The sequence below is a fragment of the Streptomyces sp. NPDC005866 genome, assembly GCF_040629895.1.
Classification (GTDB): Bacteria; Actinomycetota; Actinomycetes; order Streptomycetales; family Streptomycetaceae; genus Streptomyces.
Genome location: NZ_JBEXWP010000002.1, coordinates 215,575 through 231,523, shown reverse-complemented (window position 1 = coordinate 231,523; position 15,949 = coordinate 215,575). Strand labels below are relative to the sequence as shown.

Genomic DNA, 15,949 nt, shown 5'->3' with positions numbered 1-15,949 from the left:
GAGACCGCCCCGAATGACGCCGCCCGTCCCCACCCTGCTGGTCCTCGAGGCCGACCCGCCCCCGCGGCTCGGCCGGCTCACCGGCCGCGCCCGCGTCCTGCACACGGACGCGGCGGGCCTGGCGGCCCGGCTGCCGGAGGCCGATGCCCTCCTCGTCTGGGACTTCACCTCGCATGCCGTCCGTGAGGCCTGGCCGGGCGCGGGGCCGCGACCGCGCTGGGTGCACACGGCGAGCGCGGGCGTCGACCACCTGATGTGCCCCGAACTGGCCGCGTCCGACACGGTCGTCACCAACGCCCGCGGGGTCTTCGACGGGCCCATCGCCGAGTACGTGGCCGCGCTGGTCCTCGCGATCGCCAAGGACCTGCCGCAGACTCTCGGCCTCCAGCGGGAGCGGACCTGGCGGCACCGCGAGGGCCGCCGGGTCGGCGGCACGCGCGCGTGCGTGGTCGGCTCCGGTCCGATCGGCCGGGCCATCGTCCGCACCCTCAAGGCGCTCGGCATCACCACCGCCCTGGTCGGCCGCGTCCCGCGCACCGGCGTCCACGGCCCCGACGACCTCGACCGGCTGATGTCCCGCGCGGACTGGGTGATCGCCGCCGCGCCGCTGACCGAGCAGACGTACGGCATGTTCGACGCGCACCGCTTCGATGTGATGCAGCCGTCGGCCTGCTTCATCAACGTCGGCCGGGGCCAACTGGTCGACGAGGACGCGCTCGTGCGGGCACTGACCCGGCGCTGGATCGCCGCCGCGGCCCTGGACGTCTTCACCACCGAGCCGTTGCCCGCCGACAGCCCGTTGTGGGGCGTGCCCGGCCTCATCGTCTCGCCGCACATGAGCGGGGACACGATCGGCTGGCGGGACGAACTGGGCACCCAGTTCGTCGAGTTGTACGACCGGTGGGCGGCGGGCAGATCTCTGCTGAACGTGGTCGACAAGAAGCGCGGATACGTGCCCGGTCACTGACCCACGGGAGGGTGCCCCTCATGCAGCTCACCGACCTCACCGCCCGGCAACTCCTCGACGGCTACCGCACAGGCGAGTTCGGCCCGGTGGAGGCCACCCGGGCGGCCCTGGAACGGGCGGCCCGGATCCAGCCGCAGGTCAACGCCTTCGTCCGCCTGACCGAGGAGGACGCCCTGGCACAGGCGAGGGCGTCGGAGGAACGGTGGCGGCGCGGCGAACCGAAGGGCCTGGTCGACGGCGTCCCCGTGACGGTCAAGGACATCCTGCTGATGCGCGGTCATCCGACCTTGCGCGGCTCCAGGACCATTTCGGCCGCCGGGAGTTGGGACGAGGACGCGCCCTCGGTCGCCCGACTGCGCGAACACGGCGCGGTGTTCATCGGGAAGACCACCACTCCCGAGTACGGCTGGAAGGGCGTGACCGACTCCCCGCTCTCCGGCATCACCCGCAACCCTTACGGTCCCTCCCGCACGGCCGGCGGTTCGAGCGGCGGCAGCGCGGCCGCCGTCGCCTTGGGCGCCGGGCCGTTGTCCCTGGGCACGGACGGCGGCGGCAGCGTCCGCATCCCGGCGGCCTTCTGCGGAATCTTCGGCCTGAAACCGACGTACGGCAGGGTGCCGCTGTACCCCGCGAGCGCCTTCGGGACGCTGTCGCACGTGGGCCCGATGACCCGGGACGCGGCCGACGCGGCGCTGATGCTGGACGTGATCGGGACGCCGGACGCCCGGGACTGGTCGGCCCTCGGTCCCGCCCCGGGCTCCTTCGTGGCGGGCCTGGCCGGAGGTGTGCGGGGCCTGCGCGTCGCCTTCTCACCGACGCTGGGCGGCCAGGTGGCGGTACGTCCGGCGGTAGCGGCGGCGGTACGGCGGGCGGTGACCGAACTGGCCGGCCTTGGGGCCTACGTCGAGGAGACCGACCCGGACTTCAGCGACCCGGTGGAGGCGTTCCACTCCCTGTGGTTCGCGGGGGCGGCCCGGGTGACGCAGCGTTTCTCCCCCGAGCGGCGGGAGTCGCTCGACCCGGGGCTGCGGGAGATCTGCGGGCAGGGGGCCCGGCTGAGCGCGCTGGAGTACCTGGCGGCGGTGGACGTCCGGATGGACCTCGGCCGGCGGATGGGTCTCTTCCACGAACGGTACGACCTGCTGGTGACGCCGACCCTACCGCTGACGGCGTTCGAGGCGGGCCGGGAGGTGCCGAGCGGTTCGCCCTACCGGCGGTGGACCGGCTGGACGCCGTTCACCTATCCCTTCAACCTGACCCAGCAGCCCGCGGCGACCGTTCCGGTGGGGACGGACGAGGACGGGCTGCCGGTGGGGATGCAGCTCATCGCCGCCCGGCACCGGGACGACCTGGTGCTGCGGGCGGCGCACGCGTTGTACGAGGCCGGTTCCGCCGTGGCACCGCCGGGCTCCGGCGCCGTCGCGTAGCGGCATCGGCGCGGGCGTACTCACCCAGTTCGCGTGACGGCCGGCTCACCAAGCGCCGGATGGCTGGTCCCCCCGCCATCCGGCGCTTCGACGTCGGTGCTGCGGCCGCCAGCCTGACCCGCTGTCCGGACAATCTCCCTAAAACCACCAGAATCATGTGATGTCGGTTCACCAGACCGGTCGCGAGTCTGATTACGGCCGGTCAAGCCCGACCGGACGGGCGCGGCAACGATGCCCAGCCGAACAGAGCGGCAAGGAGCGGACGCAGCATGGCTGGAACAACCACAAGGGAGGGAGCGCAGGTATACGCGGCTCCCACCCTGCAGTACGGGGTGGCGGCGCGGAAATACGCCACCGAGTTCATCGGCACGTTCTTCCTGACCTTCATGGTCGGGGTGGCGGCGTTGAGCGGCAGCACATTCGTGCCGCTGGCGGCGGGCGCGACCCTGATGGTCATGGTCTACGCCGGCGGGCACATCTCCGGCGGCCACTACAACCCGGCGGTGACGCTGGCGGCGCTGATCCGCCGCCGGATCGGCGCCGGGGACGCGGTCGGGTACTGGGTCGCGCAGGCGGTGGCGGGTGTCGTCGCCGGGGCCGTCGCCCGTGCCGTGGTCAACCCCGCGACGGTCACGACCCTGACCCTGTCCGGGCACACCGAGGCGGCCGCCGCCGTGGTGGAGCTGCTGGCCACCTTCGCGCTGTGTTACGTGGTGCTGAACGTGGCGACGAGCAAGGACCAGCCCGGCAACGGGTTCTACGGGCTCGCGATCGGGTTCACCGTCGCGGCCGCCGCGTTCGCCGTCGGCGGCATCTCCGGCGGCGTGTTCAACCCGGCGGTCGCGCTGGGCGGCGCCACCGCCGGGCTCTTCGGCTGGTCGACGATCTGGGTCTACCTCGTCGTCCAGTTGGCCGCCGGCGTCGTAGCGGGGCTGGCGTTCCTGGGGCTCAACCCCGGCGACAAGTGATCACACACCGAGAACGGCCCGGGTCTGGCACCAACCCCAGGTTCCCGCGAAGGCCCTTCACGAAATGGAGAAACAGTTCATGACCAGTACACAGCCCAAGCCGACGACGGACGACGCCGGCATACCGGTGGCCAGCGACGACCATTCGCTGACCGTCGGCGCCGATGGCCCGATCCTGCTGCAGGACCACTACCTGATCGAGCAGATGGCCAACTTCAACCGTGAACGGATACCGGAGCGTCAGCCGCACGCCAAGGGAGCTGGCGCGTTCGGCTTCTTCGAGGCCACGAACGACGTCAGCGCCTTCACCAGGGCGGCGGTGTTCCAGCCCGGCGCCCGCACCGACACGGTGATCCGGTTCTCCACCGTGGCCGGGGAACAGGGCAGCCCGGACACCTGGCGCGACCCGCGGGGATTCTCGCTGAAGCTGTACACCTCCGAGGGCAACCTCGACCTCGTGGGGAACAACACCCCGGTGTTCTTCATCCGCGACCCGCTGAAGTTCCAGCATTTCATCCGGTCCCAGAAGCGCCGCGCGGAAAGCGGGCTGCGGGACAACGACATGCAGTGGGACTTCTGGACCCTCTCCCCGGAGTCGGCGCACATGGTGACCTGGCTGATGGGCGACCGGGGCATCCCGCGCACCTGGCGGCACATGAACGGGTACTCCAGCCACACCTACTCCTGGCTCAACGCCGCCGGTGAGCTGTTCTGGGTCAAGTACCACTTCATCTCCGACCAGGGCATCGAGTTCCTCACCCAGGCCGAGGCGGACGACCTGGCCGGCAAGGACGGCGACTACCACCGGCGTGACCTGTTCGAGACGATCAGGCGCGGGGAGCACCCCAGCTGGACGCTGAAGGTGCAGATCATGCCGTTCGAGGAGGCCAAGACCTACCGGTTCAACCCGTTCGACCTGACCAAGGTGTGGCCGCACCGCGACTACCCGCTGCACGAGGTGGGCAGGCTGACGCTCAACCGCAACGTGAGCGACTTCCACACCGAGATGGAGCAGGCCGCGTTCGAGCCGAACAACCAGGTGCCCGGCACCGGGCTGTCGCCGGACAAGATGCTGCTGGCCCGCGGGTTCTCCTACGCCGACGCGCACCGCGCCCGGCTCGGCGTCAACTACAAGCAGATTCCGGTGAACTCGGCAAAGGTCGAGGTGCACTCGTACTCCAAGGACGGCGGGATGCGCATCCGCAACGTCTCCGACCCGGTGTACGCGCCGAACTCCTACGGCGGCCCGCAGGCCGACCCGGTCGCCGCCGCGGAGGTGCACTGGTCAGCCGACGGCGACATGGTCCGCTCCGCCTACACGCTGCGCCGTGACGACGACGACTGGGGGCAGGCCGGCACCATGGTCCGCGAGGTCCTCGACGACGCCGCCCGCGACCGGCTGGTGTCCAACATCACCGGCCACCTGCTGGGCGGCGTGTCCGAGCCGGTGCTCGAGCGCGCTTTCCAGTACTGGAAGAACGTGGACGAGACCATCGGTAAAAGGATCGAGAAGGGCGTCCGCGACGGGCAGTCCTGACCGGTGGCCCGAACCACCCATGGGCCTGGCGCCGGCAGGTGCCGGGCCCATGCTCCTGACGACCGGACAGCCGTCCGGCACTGAACAGCCCAGATTCTGGGCGGGAACGCTGACGCGATGAACCATCCGACGAAATCCGCATGCTACGAGATCCGTGTGCGCGGAGAGCTGGGCCGGACGCTGCTCGGCGCGTTCCCCGGCCTGCACGCCGAGACCCAGGGAGCCGAAACCCGGCTCGTCGGGACGCTGCGCGATCAGGCGGCGCTGCACGGCGTGCTGGCCACGATCGAAGCAGTCGGCCTGGAGCTGATCGAACTCCGCCCGTGCGACGACGCGCCCGCCTGCAGCCGGGGGCACGGCGAGGGCCACGGCGAGGGCCACGCCTGAGATCCGGATCCGGCTCAGGCCCTGCGCGAAGAGGGGGCCAGCAGGCCGAGGGCCCGGGCCCGGTCCACGGCTTCGCTGCGGCTGTGGGTGCCGAGCTTTTCGTACAGGTGCCGCATGTGCGTCCGCACGGTGTTCACCGACAGGGACAGCTCGTCGGCGATCTCCGGCGCCGGCAGGTTGGTCGGCAGGTAGCGCAGGACGCGGATCTCACTGTCGGTCGGCTGCTCCCGCAGCCGCGCCGGCGCGCCGGCCTCCGGCTCTCCCCGCTCCCCTGCCAGAAGGCCGAGGATCTCGGAGACCAGGGCGGCATGAGCGGTGCCGCGCCGGGCGTGGCGCTCGAGCACTCCCGGCGCGGGGTGGAGGAGGAAGGGCAGCAGCGTGGCATCGGCCTCGGCGAGATCGAGCGCGCGTTCGAGGGCACGTCCGGCGGCGTCCGGGTCGCCGAGCGCGTCGCGCGCGATCGCCTCCAGCAGGAGGGGTTGTAGCAGCCAGCCGCGGGGTGCCATGGGCGGCGTGGAGCCGTCGAGGACGGGCGCGAGCGCGTCGGCCGCCGCCTGCGGATCGTCCTGTGCGAGCCGCAGTGCCGCCAGGGCGGCCCGGGTCTCCCCGGTCTCGTGCTCACCGGGGTCCATCTCTGCCATGGCCTGTTCGACGCGCTGCGCCTCGCCGAGCCGCACCAACGTGTGCAGCTGGAAGGCTCGCGTCTTCGTGGCGAGCGGATGATGGGCGGCGACCAGACCGGTCACGCGCTCGGCGGAGCGGAAACCGGCCAGCGCGTCCTGGTCACGGCCACGCGCGAGGTCGAGCAGCCCGCGGCCGTAGTGCAGCACCAGCACGGTCACCGGATCGGCCTGCGGGCGTACCACCCGCTCGGCGCGCTCCAGCCATGGCTCCGCCTCGTCGAGCCGTCCCCGCCAGAGCATGTGCAGACCGAGCGCCACATACGCGGCCGCGACGATCGGCTCGTCGGTCCAGCCGTGCCGCCGGGCCAGCTCGATCGCCTGCTCGCCGCGCTCCGCCACCAGATCAAGCGATCCGCCGAGCGCCACGACCGCCCAGTGCGCCAGCCCGAGGAGCTCCAGATACGGCCGCCCGATCCGGTGTGCCAGCGCGACGCCCCGCCCGAGGTGCTGGTCCGCGTCGTCGTACCGAACGGACCAGGTCTCGGCGACGCCCAGGCTGATCAGTGCCAGCGCGCGCAGATCAACACTGTGGTCGGCCTCCGCCCCGCCCCGGGCGTGGCCCGGGGTGAGCAGCCGCTGCGCCTCCTCGACCACGGCCGGCAGGTCGCCGTGCTGGCGGGCCAGCAGAAGCCGCAGCCCGGTGACCGTCACATCGAAACGCTCGCGCCGGTCACCGGGTACCGACGCCGAGCGGTGGCCGGCCAGCGCGAGCTGCCGCTCCGCCTCCCCCAGCGAGCCGTGCTCCGTCTCGTCGAGGGCGGCCAGCATGGTGAGCTCCCCGTCGGCCGCGATCACCGCGGCGGGGAATCCGCCCAGCAGCGCGTGGGCCGTGGCGGTCTGCCCGTCCAGGCCGAGGCCGATCCAGTGGTCCGACAGCAGGCGGGCCGCCGGATCCCAGTCCCCTGCCGCCTGGGCGTGCCGGATCGCCTCCATCGGACAGCCGTGTTCCGCGTACCAGCGGGCCGCGGTGCGATGCACGGCGGTGACCTCGTCCGGAGCGGTGCGCCGCAGCTCCAGCTGGAGCAGGTCGGCGAACATCGTGTGGTAGCGGAACCAGGACCGCCGCGCGTCCAGCGAGACCACGAACGCCCCGGCCTGCTCCAGGTCCTGCAGGATCCGCTCCGCGCCGGACCCTCCGGTCAGCAGGTCGGCGAGCTCGCCGTTGACCCGCTCCAGCACGCTGGTCCGCAGCAGCAGCCGCCGGACCTCTTCGCTCTGCCGCTCCATCACCTCGGCCAGCAGGTAGTCGGCCACCGTCCGCTCGCTGCCGGCGAACCCGGCCGCGAATCCCTCCGGGTCAGGGTGCCCGGCCAGCGACAAGGCGGCCAGCCGCAGCCCGGCAGCCCATCCCTCGGTCCGCTCGTGCAGCCGTGCGAGGGCGGCCCCGGACAGCTCCACCCCGGCGCCGTCGAACAGGGCCCGCGCCTCGTCCAGGCTGAACCGCAGCCCGTCCACGCGGATCTCGGTGAGCTGGGCCTCCAGCCGCAGCCGGTGCAGCCCCAGGCGCAGATCCCGGCGGGTGGACAGCACAAAACGCACCTGCTCCGGCGCACGCATCACCAGCAGCTCCAGCTGGCGCTGCGCCTCGGCCGAGCGCAACTCGTGCAGGTCGTCGATGACCAGCCAGATCCGGTCCTCCAGCGGTGCCAGGTCCTCCAGCAGCCGCTCCACGATCGTCCACCCGTCCAGCTCCGGCGCCTCCGTCAACGGCCGCACCAGGTCCGCCCCGCCGGCCGTGGCCCGCAGCGCGTCGCACACGGCGATCCAGAACCGTTGCGGATCCTGGTCCTCGCGCTGTATCGAGACAGATGCGGCATGCTCCGCCAGGCCTGTCTCGCGGATCCAGGACCGCAGCAGGACTGTCTTCCCGCTGCCGGCCGGCGCCGAGACCGTGGTGACGCGCGCGGCGTTGCCGAGCCGGGCGAAGAGCGCTCGGCGGGAGACGATCCCTCCCGGGACGGCAGGAAACTCGGCAGAAGCCATCGGAGCCTCGGCGCGTGATCGGCCTGCGGTTCTCATGGCGCTCAGGGTGCGGTCGGCAGGGACACTTGGGGACATTTCCGACCATCGTACAGATCTGCGGTTAATTCCCCGTAAGACATACGATGACCGCTCCGGGATCGCCACCGCCGCCTCCTGTGGCTCCGGGTGGCCCCGGTACGCTCACCGTCCCTCACGCTCGCCGGAAGCTGAGCGTCTCCCCCGCCGCCCCCGTCCGCCACAGGTCGTTGCAGGCCTCGGCCAGCTGCGGCAGGCCCTCCACCACCTGGCCCCAGACGATCCCCGGCACCCAGCCCACATCCCCGTTGAGCAGCAGGTTGTTGCGTTCGTAGAAGAGGGCGAGGTCGACGACCGTCGTACCGGCACGCACGTCGCGGTCGTAGCCGTAGGCCTTCGTGCCCAACTCCGTGCCGGCGAAGGAGAAGTAGCAGAGGTCGCCGGGGATGGGGGTGACGGTCGGGTTCTCCAGGGGCGGTTCCGCCGCCGCGAATGGCGGGAAAAGCGCGTAGATCTCGTTGCGGGCGTACTTCGCGTGGTAGACGTCGCCGGACAGCGGCAGGGCGTCCCAGACGGCGTCGCAGGTCACCGGGGCCCGGTCGTCCAGCAGCCGGGCCGTGGCGCTGACCTCGCGTTTGACCAGCGAGACTTCGATGAATCGATCGGCCATGCCTCCATGGTGCATAAGTCGGTTGGGCTCGGGTAGCTGCGCCGCCATGGCTCCACCACATGGGAACGAGACAGACACATCTGCATATGAATCCAGACACACCCGGCGTGCGGTGCTCGCGGGTGCGGCCGCCTTCGGAGCACTCGCCGCCGCCGGCTGCACGCGGGTGGCCAGCGCCTCCGGCACCGACGGCGGTGACCTGCTGCAGCGGCTGCGCGCCCAGGGTGTGGTGCGGCTCGGGATCGCCGGCGAGATCCCCTTCGGGTACATCGACAAGGACGGCCATCTCACCGGTGAGGCACCGGAGCTGGCGAAGGCGATCTTCAAGCGGCTCGGGGTCGACAAGGTGCAGCCGGTGCCGACCGAGTTCGGTTCGCTGATCCCGGGGCTGAACTCGCAGCAGTTCGATGTCGTGGCCGCCGGGATGTACGTCAATCCCGACCGCTGCGAGCAGGTGATCTTCGCCGATCCCGACTACCAGATGCTCGACTCGTTCATCGTGCGCAAGGGGAACCCCAAGGGGCTGCACGACTACAAGGACGTCGTCGCCAAGAAGGCCAAGTTCGCCACCGGGACCGGGTACGCCGAGATCCAGTACGCGGTCGAGGCGGGATACAAGGAGAGCGACATCCTGATCGTGCCGGACCAGGTGGCCGGGCTGAACGCCGTGGAGGCCGGGCGCGTCGACGCCTTCGCCGGTACGGCCCTCACCACCCGTGAGGTCGTCAAGAAGTCCGCCAAGGCCGAGGCGACCAAGGCGTTCGCGCCGCTCGTCGGCGGGAAGCCGCACGTGGACGGCGGTGCGTTCGCCTTCCGCTCGGCGGAGACGAAGCTGCGGGACGCCTTCAACGTGGAGCTGCGCAAGCTGAAGAAGAGCGGCGAACTCTTCCGCATCCTGCGGCCGTTCGGCTTCACCGAGGCCGAGATGACCGACCTGACGGCGAAGGAGCTGTGCGGCGGATGACCTCGGGACTGTGGGATCTCGTACTCAAGGGCGTCTGGACCACCATCCAACTTCTCGTGCTGAGCGGGCTGTTGATGACGGCGGTGGCCTTCGTGGTGGGCGTGGCGCGGACGAACCGGCACTGGTTCGTGCGGTTCCTCGCCGGCTTCTACACCGAGGTGTTCCGTGGCACCTCGGCGCTGGTGATGATCTTCTGGGTGTTCTTCGTGCTGCCGGTCGCCTTCGGCTGGCAGCTGGTGCCGCTGTGGGCGGGCACCCTCGCGCTCGGGCTGACGTACGGCGCGTACGGGTCGGAGATCGTGCGCGGGGCGCTGAACGCGGTCGACCCGGCGCAGAAGGAGGGCGGGATCGCGCTCAGCTTCACGCCCGGGCAGCGGCTGCGGCTGATCCTGCTGCCGCAGGCGGTGCCGGAGATGATCCCGTCCTTCTGCAACCTGCTCGTCGAACTGCTCAAGGGCACCGCGCTGGTGTCGATCACCGGCATGGGTGACCTGGCGTTCAGCGGGAACCTGGTGCGCCTCGCGCTGCAGGAGAGCGCGCACATCTACACGTATCTGCTGCTGATCTACTTCGTGATCGCGTTCGTCATCACCCGGCTGATGCGCGGTCTGGAGAAGCGGCTGCGGGCCGGGGTCGGCAAGGCTCCGGGGACGGAGTTCGAGGCGCGGGCACGCAAGCGCGCCGAGACGACCGGGGTCGGTGGTGTCGCGTGAAGTGGGACTGGAGTGCCGTAAGCGAGTTCATGCCGCACTTCTGGGACGGCCTGCTGGTCACCCTGGAGGCGCTGGTCCTCGGTTCGCTGATCTCGTTCTCGCTGGGGCTGGTGTGGACGCTGCTGATGCGGACACCGACCCGGTGGGTGCGCTGGCCGGTGGGCGTGGTGACCGAGTTCGTACGGAACACCCCGCTGCTGGTTCAGCTGTTCTTCCTGTTCTACGTGCTGCCCGAGTGGGGGCTGACCTTCTCCGCGCTGACCACCGGTGTCTTCGCGATCGGCCTGCACTACTCGACGTACACCATGCAGGTCTACCGGGCCGGTATCGAGGCGGTGCCCGTCGGCCAGTGGGAGGCGGCGACGGCGCTGAACCTGCCGGCGCGGCGGACCTGGGCGGTGGTGATCCTGCCGCAGGCGCTGCGCCGGGTCGTGCCGCCGCTGGGCAACTACGTGATCTCGATGCTCAAGGACACGCCGATCCTGATGTCGATCACCGTGCTGGAGATGCTGGGGCAGGCGCGGCTCTTCTCCCAGCAGCACTTCCAGTTCACCGAGCCGGTGACGGTGATCGGCGTCGCCTTCATCGTCATCTCCTACCTCGCCTCCCTTCTTCTGCGCACCCTGGAGCGTCGCCTTGTCCGTTGAGACCAGTAAGCAGCCGGCCGTGTCCGGCACCCAGCCCACCGAACTGATCCGCATCGAGGGGGTGACCAAGCGGTTCGGGGACAACACCGTCCTCGACGGGCTCGACCTCACCGTGCAGGCGGGCCGGCACGTCACCCTGATCGGGCCCTCCGGCTCCGGCAAGACCACGATCCTGCGGCTGCTGATGACCCTGACCAAGCCGGACACGGGCACCATCACCGTCGACGGGCAGCGGCTCTTCCCGGCGCCCGAGAAGGACCTGCGGGAGGTCCGCAAGCAGATCGGGATGGTGTTCCAGCAGTTCAACCTGTTCCCGAACATGACCGTGCTGCGCAACATCACCGAGGCTCCGGTGACGGTGCTCGGCCTGCCGAAGGACGAGGCGGAGACGCGGGCCCGGGAACTGCTGGACCTGGTGGGCCTCGCCGACAAGTGCGACGCCCGGCCGACCCAGCTCTCCGGCGGCCAGCAGCAGCGGGTGGCGATCGCGCGGGCGCTGGCCATGCGGCCGAAGGTGCTGCTCCTCGACGAGGTGACCTCGGCGCTCGACCCCGAACTGGTCGCGGGCGTCCTCGACCTGCTCAGGGACATCGCCCGCACCACCGACATCACGATGCTCTGTGTGACCCACGAGATGAACTTCGCCCGGGACATCTCCGACCAGGTCCTGATGTTCGACGCGGGCCGGATCATCGAGGCGGGTCCGCCCGAGCGGATCTTCAGCGAGCCCGAGCACGAGCGGACCCGGGAGTTCCTCAGCGCGGTGCTGTAAGCGTCTCCCCGCGAACCGTCGTAAGAGATTCCCCGCACGGTGTAGTGATTACCCGAAGTGATTGCCCGATCACCCGAGGTCCGGCGGTCAGCTCATTCCTCTGGCATATGCCAATGGGTCTTTGTCGCAGCTCGGAGGGCCGGAATCTCTCCAACACCCCCTCCGTTTCCCATTGCTGCCGGTTATCGTGGAGGGGATCCGCTGTCCGGATCACGGCCCAAGCAGTGTGTCGAGCAGCATCGCCGAGCGAGCGCAGGGGGACCCACCGTGGCGCTGAAGCACGAGCCGACCGCCCCGTACCACTCCGCCGAGGACGCGCTGCGCGTCCTGGAGACGGTGGCAGGGCACGCCGACGGCGTCACCGACACCGAGCTGGCCCGCCGCACCGGCGTCGCCCCCGGGCGGCTGACCGCGCTGCTGCGCATGCTGCGCCGCGAAGGCTACGTCGAGCAGGTCGCCGACGGCGCCTACGTCACCGGCGAGACCCTGCGCCGCCTCGGCTCCGCGCACGACCGGGAGCGTGCCCTCGGCGAGCAGCTCCAGCTGACCCTCGACCGGCTGCGCGACTCGGTCGGCGCCGCGGTCTATCTCAGCCGGTACGTCGACGGCGAGGTGCGGATCGGCCCGTGCGCGGCCGGCCCGCGAACCCCCGCGGTCAACGAGTGGGTGGACTTCCGCTCCTGCGCGCACGCCACCGCGGTCGGCAAGAGCCTGCTCACCCAGCTCGACCACAACGGCCGCCGCGACCACCTCTCCCGGCACAAGATGGCCCGCCTCACCTCGCGCACCATCACCAGCGACAAGCTGCTGCTCTCCCGGCTGGAGGCACAGCCGCCGACGGTGCCCGTCCTGGACCTCCAGGAGTACGCGATCGGCACGGTGTGCGCGGCGGTACCGATCACCGCCGGCTCGTCCGTGGGCTGCCTGGCCCTGTCCTTGCCGGTCGAGCACGCGCACCGGCTGCGCCAGGCCGCCGACGCCCTGAACCGCAGCGCGGCCCCGGTGCTGCTGTCCCTCGCCATCTGACGCCGGTCGGAAGCACCCCCGCGGACCAGGTAGTATTTTCTTCGTCGCCAGCCGCGAGACGCAGATCGGACGGTTCGGCGAGAGTCATGCGCCGCTAGCTCAGTTGGTTAGAGCAGCTGACTCTTAATCAGCGGGTCCGGGGTTCGAGTCCCTGGCGGCGCACGGTAGCGAAGGGCCCCTCGTGGACACGAGGGGCCCTTCGGCGTCCTCGGCGGTCAGTCTGCGGTAGGTCCGCTCCCCCGGCGGCCGGCCACCACACGGGGTCGGGGCACCGCACCCCTTCCCTGCGCAGCGCGGCCCGCTGGATCTTGTTGGTCGCCGTCACCGGCATCCGCTCCACCACCCGCACGAACCGGGGCGCCATCTTCGTCCCCAGATCAGGCCGGGCCAGCAGGAACTCGGCGAAGTCCAAGGGCTCGAACCGACCGGCGATCGTCGCCCTCACCTGGTCCCCGGTCACCGGATCCGGCACCCCGTACACGGCGACGGCATCCGCACCCGCGTACCGCGCCACGATGTTCTCGATCACCGCGGCGGCCAGATTCTCGCCGTCCACGCGGATCCGGTCATCGGTACGCCCCGCGAAGTACGGACAGCCGTCCCCGTCCCGGTAGAACAGGTCCCCGGTCCAGTACCTCCGTCAGATCAACACCCCGCGGCCTGATCCGACACGCAGGGAGGCCAATCCTCCGTCCCCGTCCCCACCTCCGAGAAGGCCACATGCACCCCGATCATGAAGGCCAGGGCGAACCCGACGAACACCACGAGGAACGCCAGCACGCACCCGGTGGTCGCGACCAGCCTCCCGTGCGCCGGCGGACTCGCCGTGGCCGCCTCGGGGTTCTCCGGCAGGTAGTACACCGTCACGAAGTCACCCTCGACGACGGTCGACGGCCCGGCCGTCTCGTCGATACGGACACTCCGCCCCTCGGACGTGGTGAACTCCAACACGCGATGCAGCGTGGTGCTCACGGACGTTTCCCCGCCACCGCTGGTCGTCGTGTACGTCCGCAGACAGCGCGCCTCGGCCGTACGGCCGTGACGCCACGTCCGGCTGATCTGACGCGACCGCCTCAGCGTCCTGACGATCCCGAAAACCCCGAGTACGACGAAGATGCCGGGAAGGACGTAGAAGAACGCTTGCAGCAGGCCCATGGCAGTCCCCCGATTCCGAACACCGGTCCGACTGACCGGTGTGGCGGGAACGTACCCCTGCGACCTGCGGCAGGTCCTCAAGCGAAGCTCAGATCAGCCGGATGTTACCCGCTCGTCGAACGACGCCGGTCAGAACGTGACGTCTGAGCAGGCGTAGAACGCGTTGCCCGTGTCGGCGACCGTCCAGACCGCCAGGATCACGTGGTGACCGCTCAGCCCCGACGGCAGGGTGCCGCTGTGGCTGAGGGTGGCCGGCGGGCGCTGGCCGTTGTAGGGGACGGTGAGGAACGGGGTGGTGTTCAGGTCCGAACGGGCGAGGGCGTGGTTCTGGTTCCAGCCCTGCCTGGTGACGTAGTACTTGAAGTCGGTCGTGGCATGCATCGCCGTGAACTGCCAGCGGAAGGTGTACGACTGACCACCCGTCACCCTGGTCGTCGGCCAGGCGCCGCCCGACGGCGTGGTGGGCGAGCTGAGCTGGGCGAACCGGCTCACCCCGCCGTTGCAGAGCTGGCCGTCGGCGGGGCCGGCCGCCGGGAAGCCCTTCGGGCCCTCGGCGCTCTGCGGCTCCCACTGGATGTCGCCGCAGTTGGTCACGGTGCCGTTGGCGCAGAGCTTCTGCCTGCTGATGGGAAGGTCGGTGTAGCCGTGCCCGCTGGCACCGCCGGTGGAGAGCGCGAAGGCTCCGGCGGTCGCCACACCGAGCACGACGGCCGAGATCTTGGTCCGTTTGCGCATGCTGCCGCTCCTGGAGAACGTGGGGGAGGTTCTGTGAGCCGTGCAGGTCTAGACCAAGTCCCAGATTATTGCCATCAGTTGACCGTGTCCATATCAACGACATGACTCCGCCCCTCAGGGTGCGGAGTCCGAGCGCGCCGAGCAGAACGCCACCGTCAGGTCCCGCACCAGCACCTTGCGCTCGTAGTCGTCGAGTTCGACCAGGCCGCGCATGGTCAGCCGGGTCACCGTGTCCTCGACGGAGTCCACGACGGAGGCGAGCATCCCCGCCCGCTGCTGGGCGTCCAGCGCGGCGATCCTGCGGCGGTGCATGGCCGCGGCGACCTCCGGGGCGTACTCCACCCGGACCGGCTGCACGGAGAACACCTCCAGACCGATCCCGGACGCGTCCTTCGCCACCAGCCGGGTCAGCGCGTCCGTGGCCATCTCCACCGAACCCCGCATCCTGCCCGGCACCTCCACCGGCACGCGGGCCAAAGCGGCCTCCACGCACTCACGCAGATACGTCTCGTGGTCGTCGACGCCGAGCACCGCGCGCGCGGTGTCCCGCATCCGCCACACCACCAGGACGACGACCCGCAGCGCGACCCCGTTGCCGTCCGCCGCCGGCATCTCCTCGCTGCGCCAGTGCCGCAGCCGGACGTCCACGCGGCGGCGCAGCAGCAGCGGGTTGACCCAGAGCAGGCCGGTGCGCCGTACCGTCCCCCGGTAGCGGCCGAACAGGCCGAGCACCCAGGCCCGTCCGGTCGCCCCGCGTGCGAGACCGGCGAAGCCGAACAGGCCGAGCGCGCCGGTTCCGGCGTACGCGGCCCACTGCGCCGGACCGAGCCCCGCGCCCGCGTACGCCGGAAGGTGCAGCGCGTGCGCCGCGAGCGCGGGCAGTACCCCCGCCCACCAGGAGGTGACGAGGCCCCCGGCCACCCCGCCGAGCCCGGCGGCCACCCCGGCCGCGCCGGGCAGCACCCGGGCGGGGCGCTCCACCAGCTCGGGGTCGACGGCGGCGACGGGCCGGGGCTTGGCCGGGGCCGGGCGGCGCAGCCGGGGCTGTTCGCCGGTGCCCTGCCGGCGGCCGACCACGGCGGGCCGCAGCGGGACCGACACCGGGTCGGGGTCGTCGCGGAACAGCAGGTGGACGGGGATCTCGGTGGTGGCCTCGTTCTGGATCAGCCGGGGGACCGGACGCGGGGGCGTCCCGCCGCCCCCGTGGTCCAGGGGGTCGTCCGATTCGGGGGTGTGTGCGGTGGTCGTACTCATGCCTGCCTCCAGCCTCCGCGCCAGATGCGTCAGGTGGTCGTCGGGT

15 protein-coding genes, 1 tRNA gene and 1 pseudogene are annotated in these 15,949 nt (G+C 71.0%); 11 read left to right on the top strand and 6 right to left on the bottom strand.

Going from position 1 to position 15,949, the window contains the following annotated elements; genetic code table 11:
• Window positions 1-13 precede the first annotated feature (13 nt).
• The 5 genes from ABZ396_RS03535 to ABZ396_RS03515 all read left to right on the top strand — a co-directional run bounded on the left by ABZ396_RS03535 (window position 14) and on the right by ABZ396_RS03515 (window position 5,286).
• Window positions 14-967 (top strand): D-2-hydroxyacid dehydrogenase, encoded by a 954-nt coding sequence (locus ABZ396_RS03535; RefSeq protein WP_358917175.1) that lies wholly within the window; start codon window positions 14-16, stop codon window positions 965-967.
• A gap of 20 nt (window positions 968-987) precedes the next feature.
• On the top strand, window positions 988-2,394 hold the full coding sequence (locus ABZ396_RS03530) for an amidase (RefSeq protein WP_358917177.1): 1,407 nt from the start codon (window positions 988-990) through the stop codon (window positions 2,392-2,394).
• Window positions 2,395-2,663: 269 nt separating this feature from the next.
• Window positions 2,664-3,362: an aquaporin gene (locus ABZ396_RS03525; RefSeq protein ID WP_358917179.1), complete on the top strand. Its 699-nt coding sequence runs from the start codon at window positions 2,664-2,666 to the stop codon at window positions 3,360-3,362.
• 79 nt (window positions 3,363-3,441) lie between these two features.
• Window positions 3,442-4,899 carry a catalase gene (locus ABZ396_RS03520; RefSeq protein WP_358917181.1) on the top strand — a complete coding sequence of 486 codons (1,458 nt, stop codon included), beginning with the start codon at window positions 3,442-3,444 and terminating at the stop codon, window positions 4,897-4,899.
• A gap of 117 nt (window positions 4,900-5,016) precedes the next feature.
• Complete coding sequence (locus ABZ396_RS03515) at window positions 5,017-5,286, top strand: hypothetical protein (RefSeq protein WP_358917182.1); 270 nt, start codon at window positions 5,017-5,019, stop codon at window positions 5,284-5,286.
• Window positions 5,287-5,300: 14 nt separating this feature from the next.
• Here the strand turns inward: ABZ396_RS03515 and ABZ396_RS03510 are convergent, their stop codons facing one another.
• Together ABZ396_RS03510 and ABZ396_RS03505 are read right to left on the bottom strand one after the other, a co-directional pair.
• On the bottom strand, window positions 5,301-7,988 hold the full coding sequence (locus tag ABZ396_RS03510; protein WP_359183757.1) for a LuxR C-terminal-related transcriptional regulator: 2,688 nt from the start codon (window positions 7,986-7,988) through the stop codon (window positions 5,301-5,303).
• Between the two features lie 154 nt (window positions 7,989-8,142).
• Window positions 8,143-8,637: a DUF3830 family protein gene (locus tag ABZ396_RS03505; protein WP_358917186.1), complete on the bottom strand. Its 495-nt coding sequence runs from the start codon at window positions 8,635-8,637 to the stop codon at window positions 8,143-8,145.
• 46 nt (window positions 8,638-8,683) lie between these two features.
• Between ABZ396_RS03505 and ehuB the strand changes: the two genes are divergently transcribed.
• The 6 genes from ehuB to ABZ396_RS03475 all read left to right on the top strand — a co-directional run bounded on the left by ehuB (window position 8,684) and on the right by ABZ396_RS03475 (window position 12,921).
• Entirely contained in the window at window positions 8,684-9,601 is a 918-nt protein-coding gene (gene ehuB / locus ABZ396_RS03500) for an ectoine/hydroxyectoine ABC transporter substrate-binding protein EhuB (protein ID WP_358917187.1), read from the top strand.
• Window positions 9,598-10,314 (top strand): ectoine/hydroxyectoine ABC transporter permease subunit EhuC, encoded by a 717-nt coding sequence (gene ehuC / locus ABZ396_RS03495; RefSeq protein WP_358917189.1) that lies wholly within the window; start codon window positions 9,598-9,600, stop codon window positions 10,312-10,314. The genes ehuB and ehuC overlap by 4 nt, the downstream gene beginning before the upstream one ends.
• On the top strand, window positions 10,311-10,961 hold the full coding sequence (gene ehuD, locus ABZ396_RS03490) for an ectoine/hydroxyectoine ABC transporter permease subunit EhuD (RefSeq protein WP_358917191.1): 651 nt from the start codon (window positions 10,311-10,313) through the stop codon (window positions 10,959-10,961). Before ehuC ends, ehuD begins: the two co-directional genes overlap by 4 nt.
• A complete protein-coding gene (ehuA, locus tag ABZ396_RS03485; RefSeq protein WP_358917193.1) occupies window positions 10,951-11,733 on the top strand; it encodes an ectoine/hydroxyectoine ABC transporter ATP-binding protein EhuA in 783 nt (260 codons plus the stop codon). The genes ehuD and ehuA overlap by 11 nt, the downstream gene beginning before the upstream one ends.
• A gap of 267 nt (window positions 11,734-12,000) precedes the next feature.
• Complete coding sequence (locus ABZ396_RS03480; protein WP_358917195.1) at window positions 12,001-12,759, top strand: IclR family transcriptional regulator C-terminal domain-containing protein; 759 nt, start codon at window positions 12,001-12,003, stop codon at window positions 12,757-12,759.
• Between the two features lie 88 nt (window positions 12,760-12,847).
• Window positions 12,848-12,921 (top strand) — tRNA-Lys (locus ABZ396_RS03475).
• Here the strand turns inward: ABZ396_RS03475 and ABZ396_RS03470 are convergent.
• The 4 genes and pseudogenes from ABZ396_RS03470 to ABZ396_RS03455 form a co-directional block, all read right to left on the bottom strand.
• A pseudogene (locus ABZ396_RS03470) lies at window positions 12,887-13,393 on the bottom strand (acyl-CoA synthetase); the annotation flags it as partial. The gene ABZ396_RS03475 and the pseudogene ABZ396_RS03470 sit on opposite strands and share 35 nt — an antisense overlap.
• Window positions 13,394-13,404: 11 nt before the next feature.
• Complete coding sequence (locus ABZ396_RS03465) at window positions 13,405-13,914, bottom strand: DUF3592 domain-containing protein (protein WP_358917197.1); 510 nt, start codon at window positions 13,912-13,914, stop codon at window positions 13,405-13,407.
• Between the two features lie 129 nt (window positions 13,915-14,043).
• Window positions 14,044-14,649 carry a lytic polysaccharide monooxygenase gene (locus tag ABZ396_RS03460; protein ID WP_358917198.1) on the bottom strand — a complete coding sequence of 202 codons (606 nt, stop codon included), beginning with the start codon at window positions 14,647-14,649 and terminating at the stop codon, window positions 14,044-14,046.
• A gap of 114 nt (window positions 14,650-14,763) precedes the next feature.
• A complete protein-coding gene (locus tag ABZ396_RS03455) occupies window positions 14,764-15,903 on the bottom strand; it encodes an SPFH domain-containing protein (RefSeq protein ID WP_358917199.1) in 1,140 nt (379 codons plus the stop codon).
• Between the last annotated feature and the right edge of the window lie 46 nt (window positions 15,904-15,949).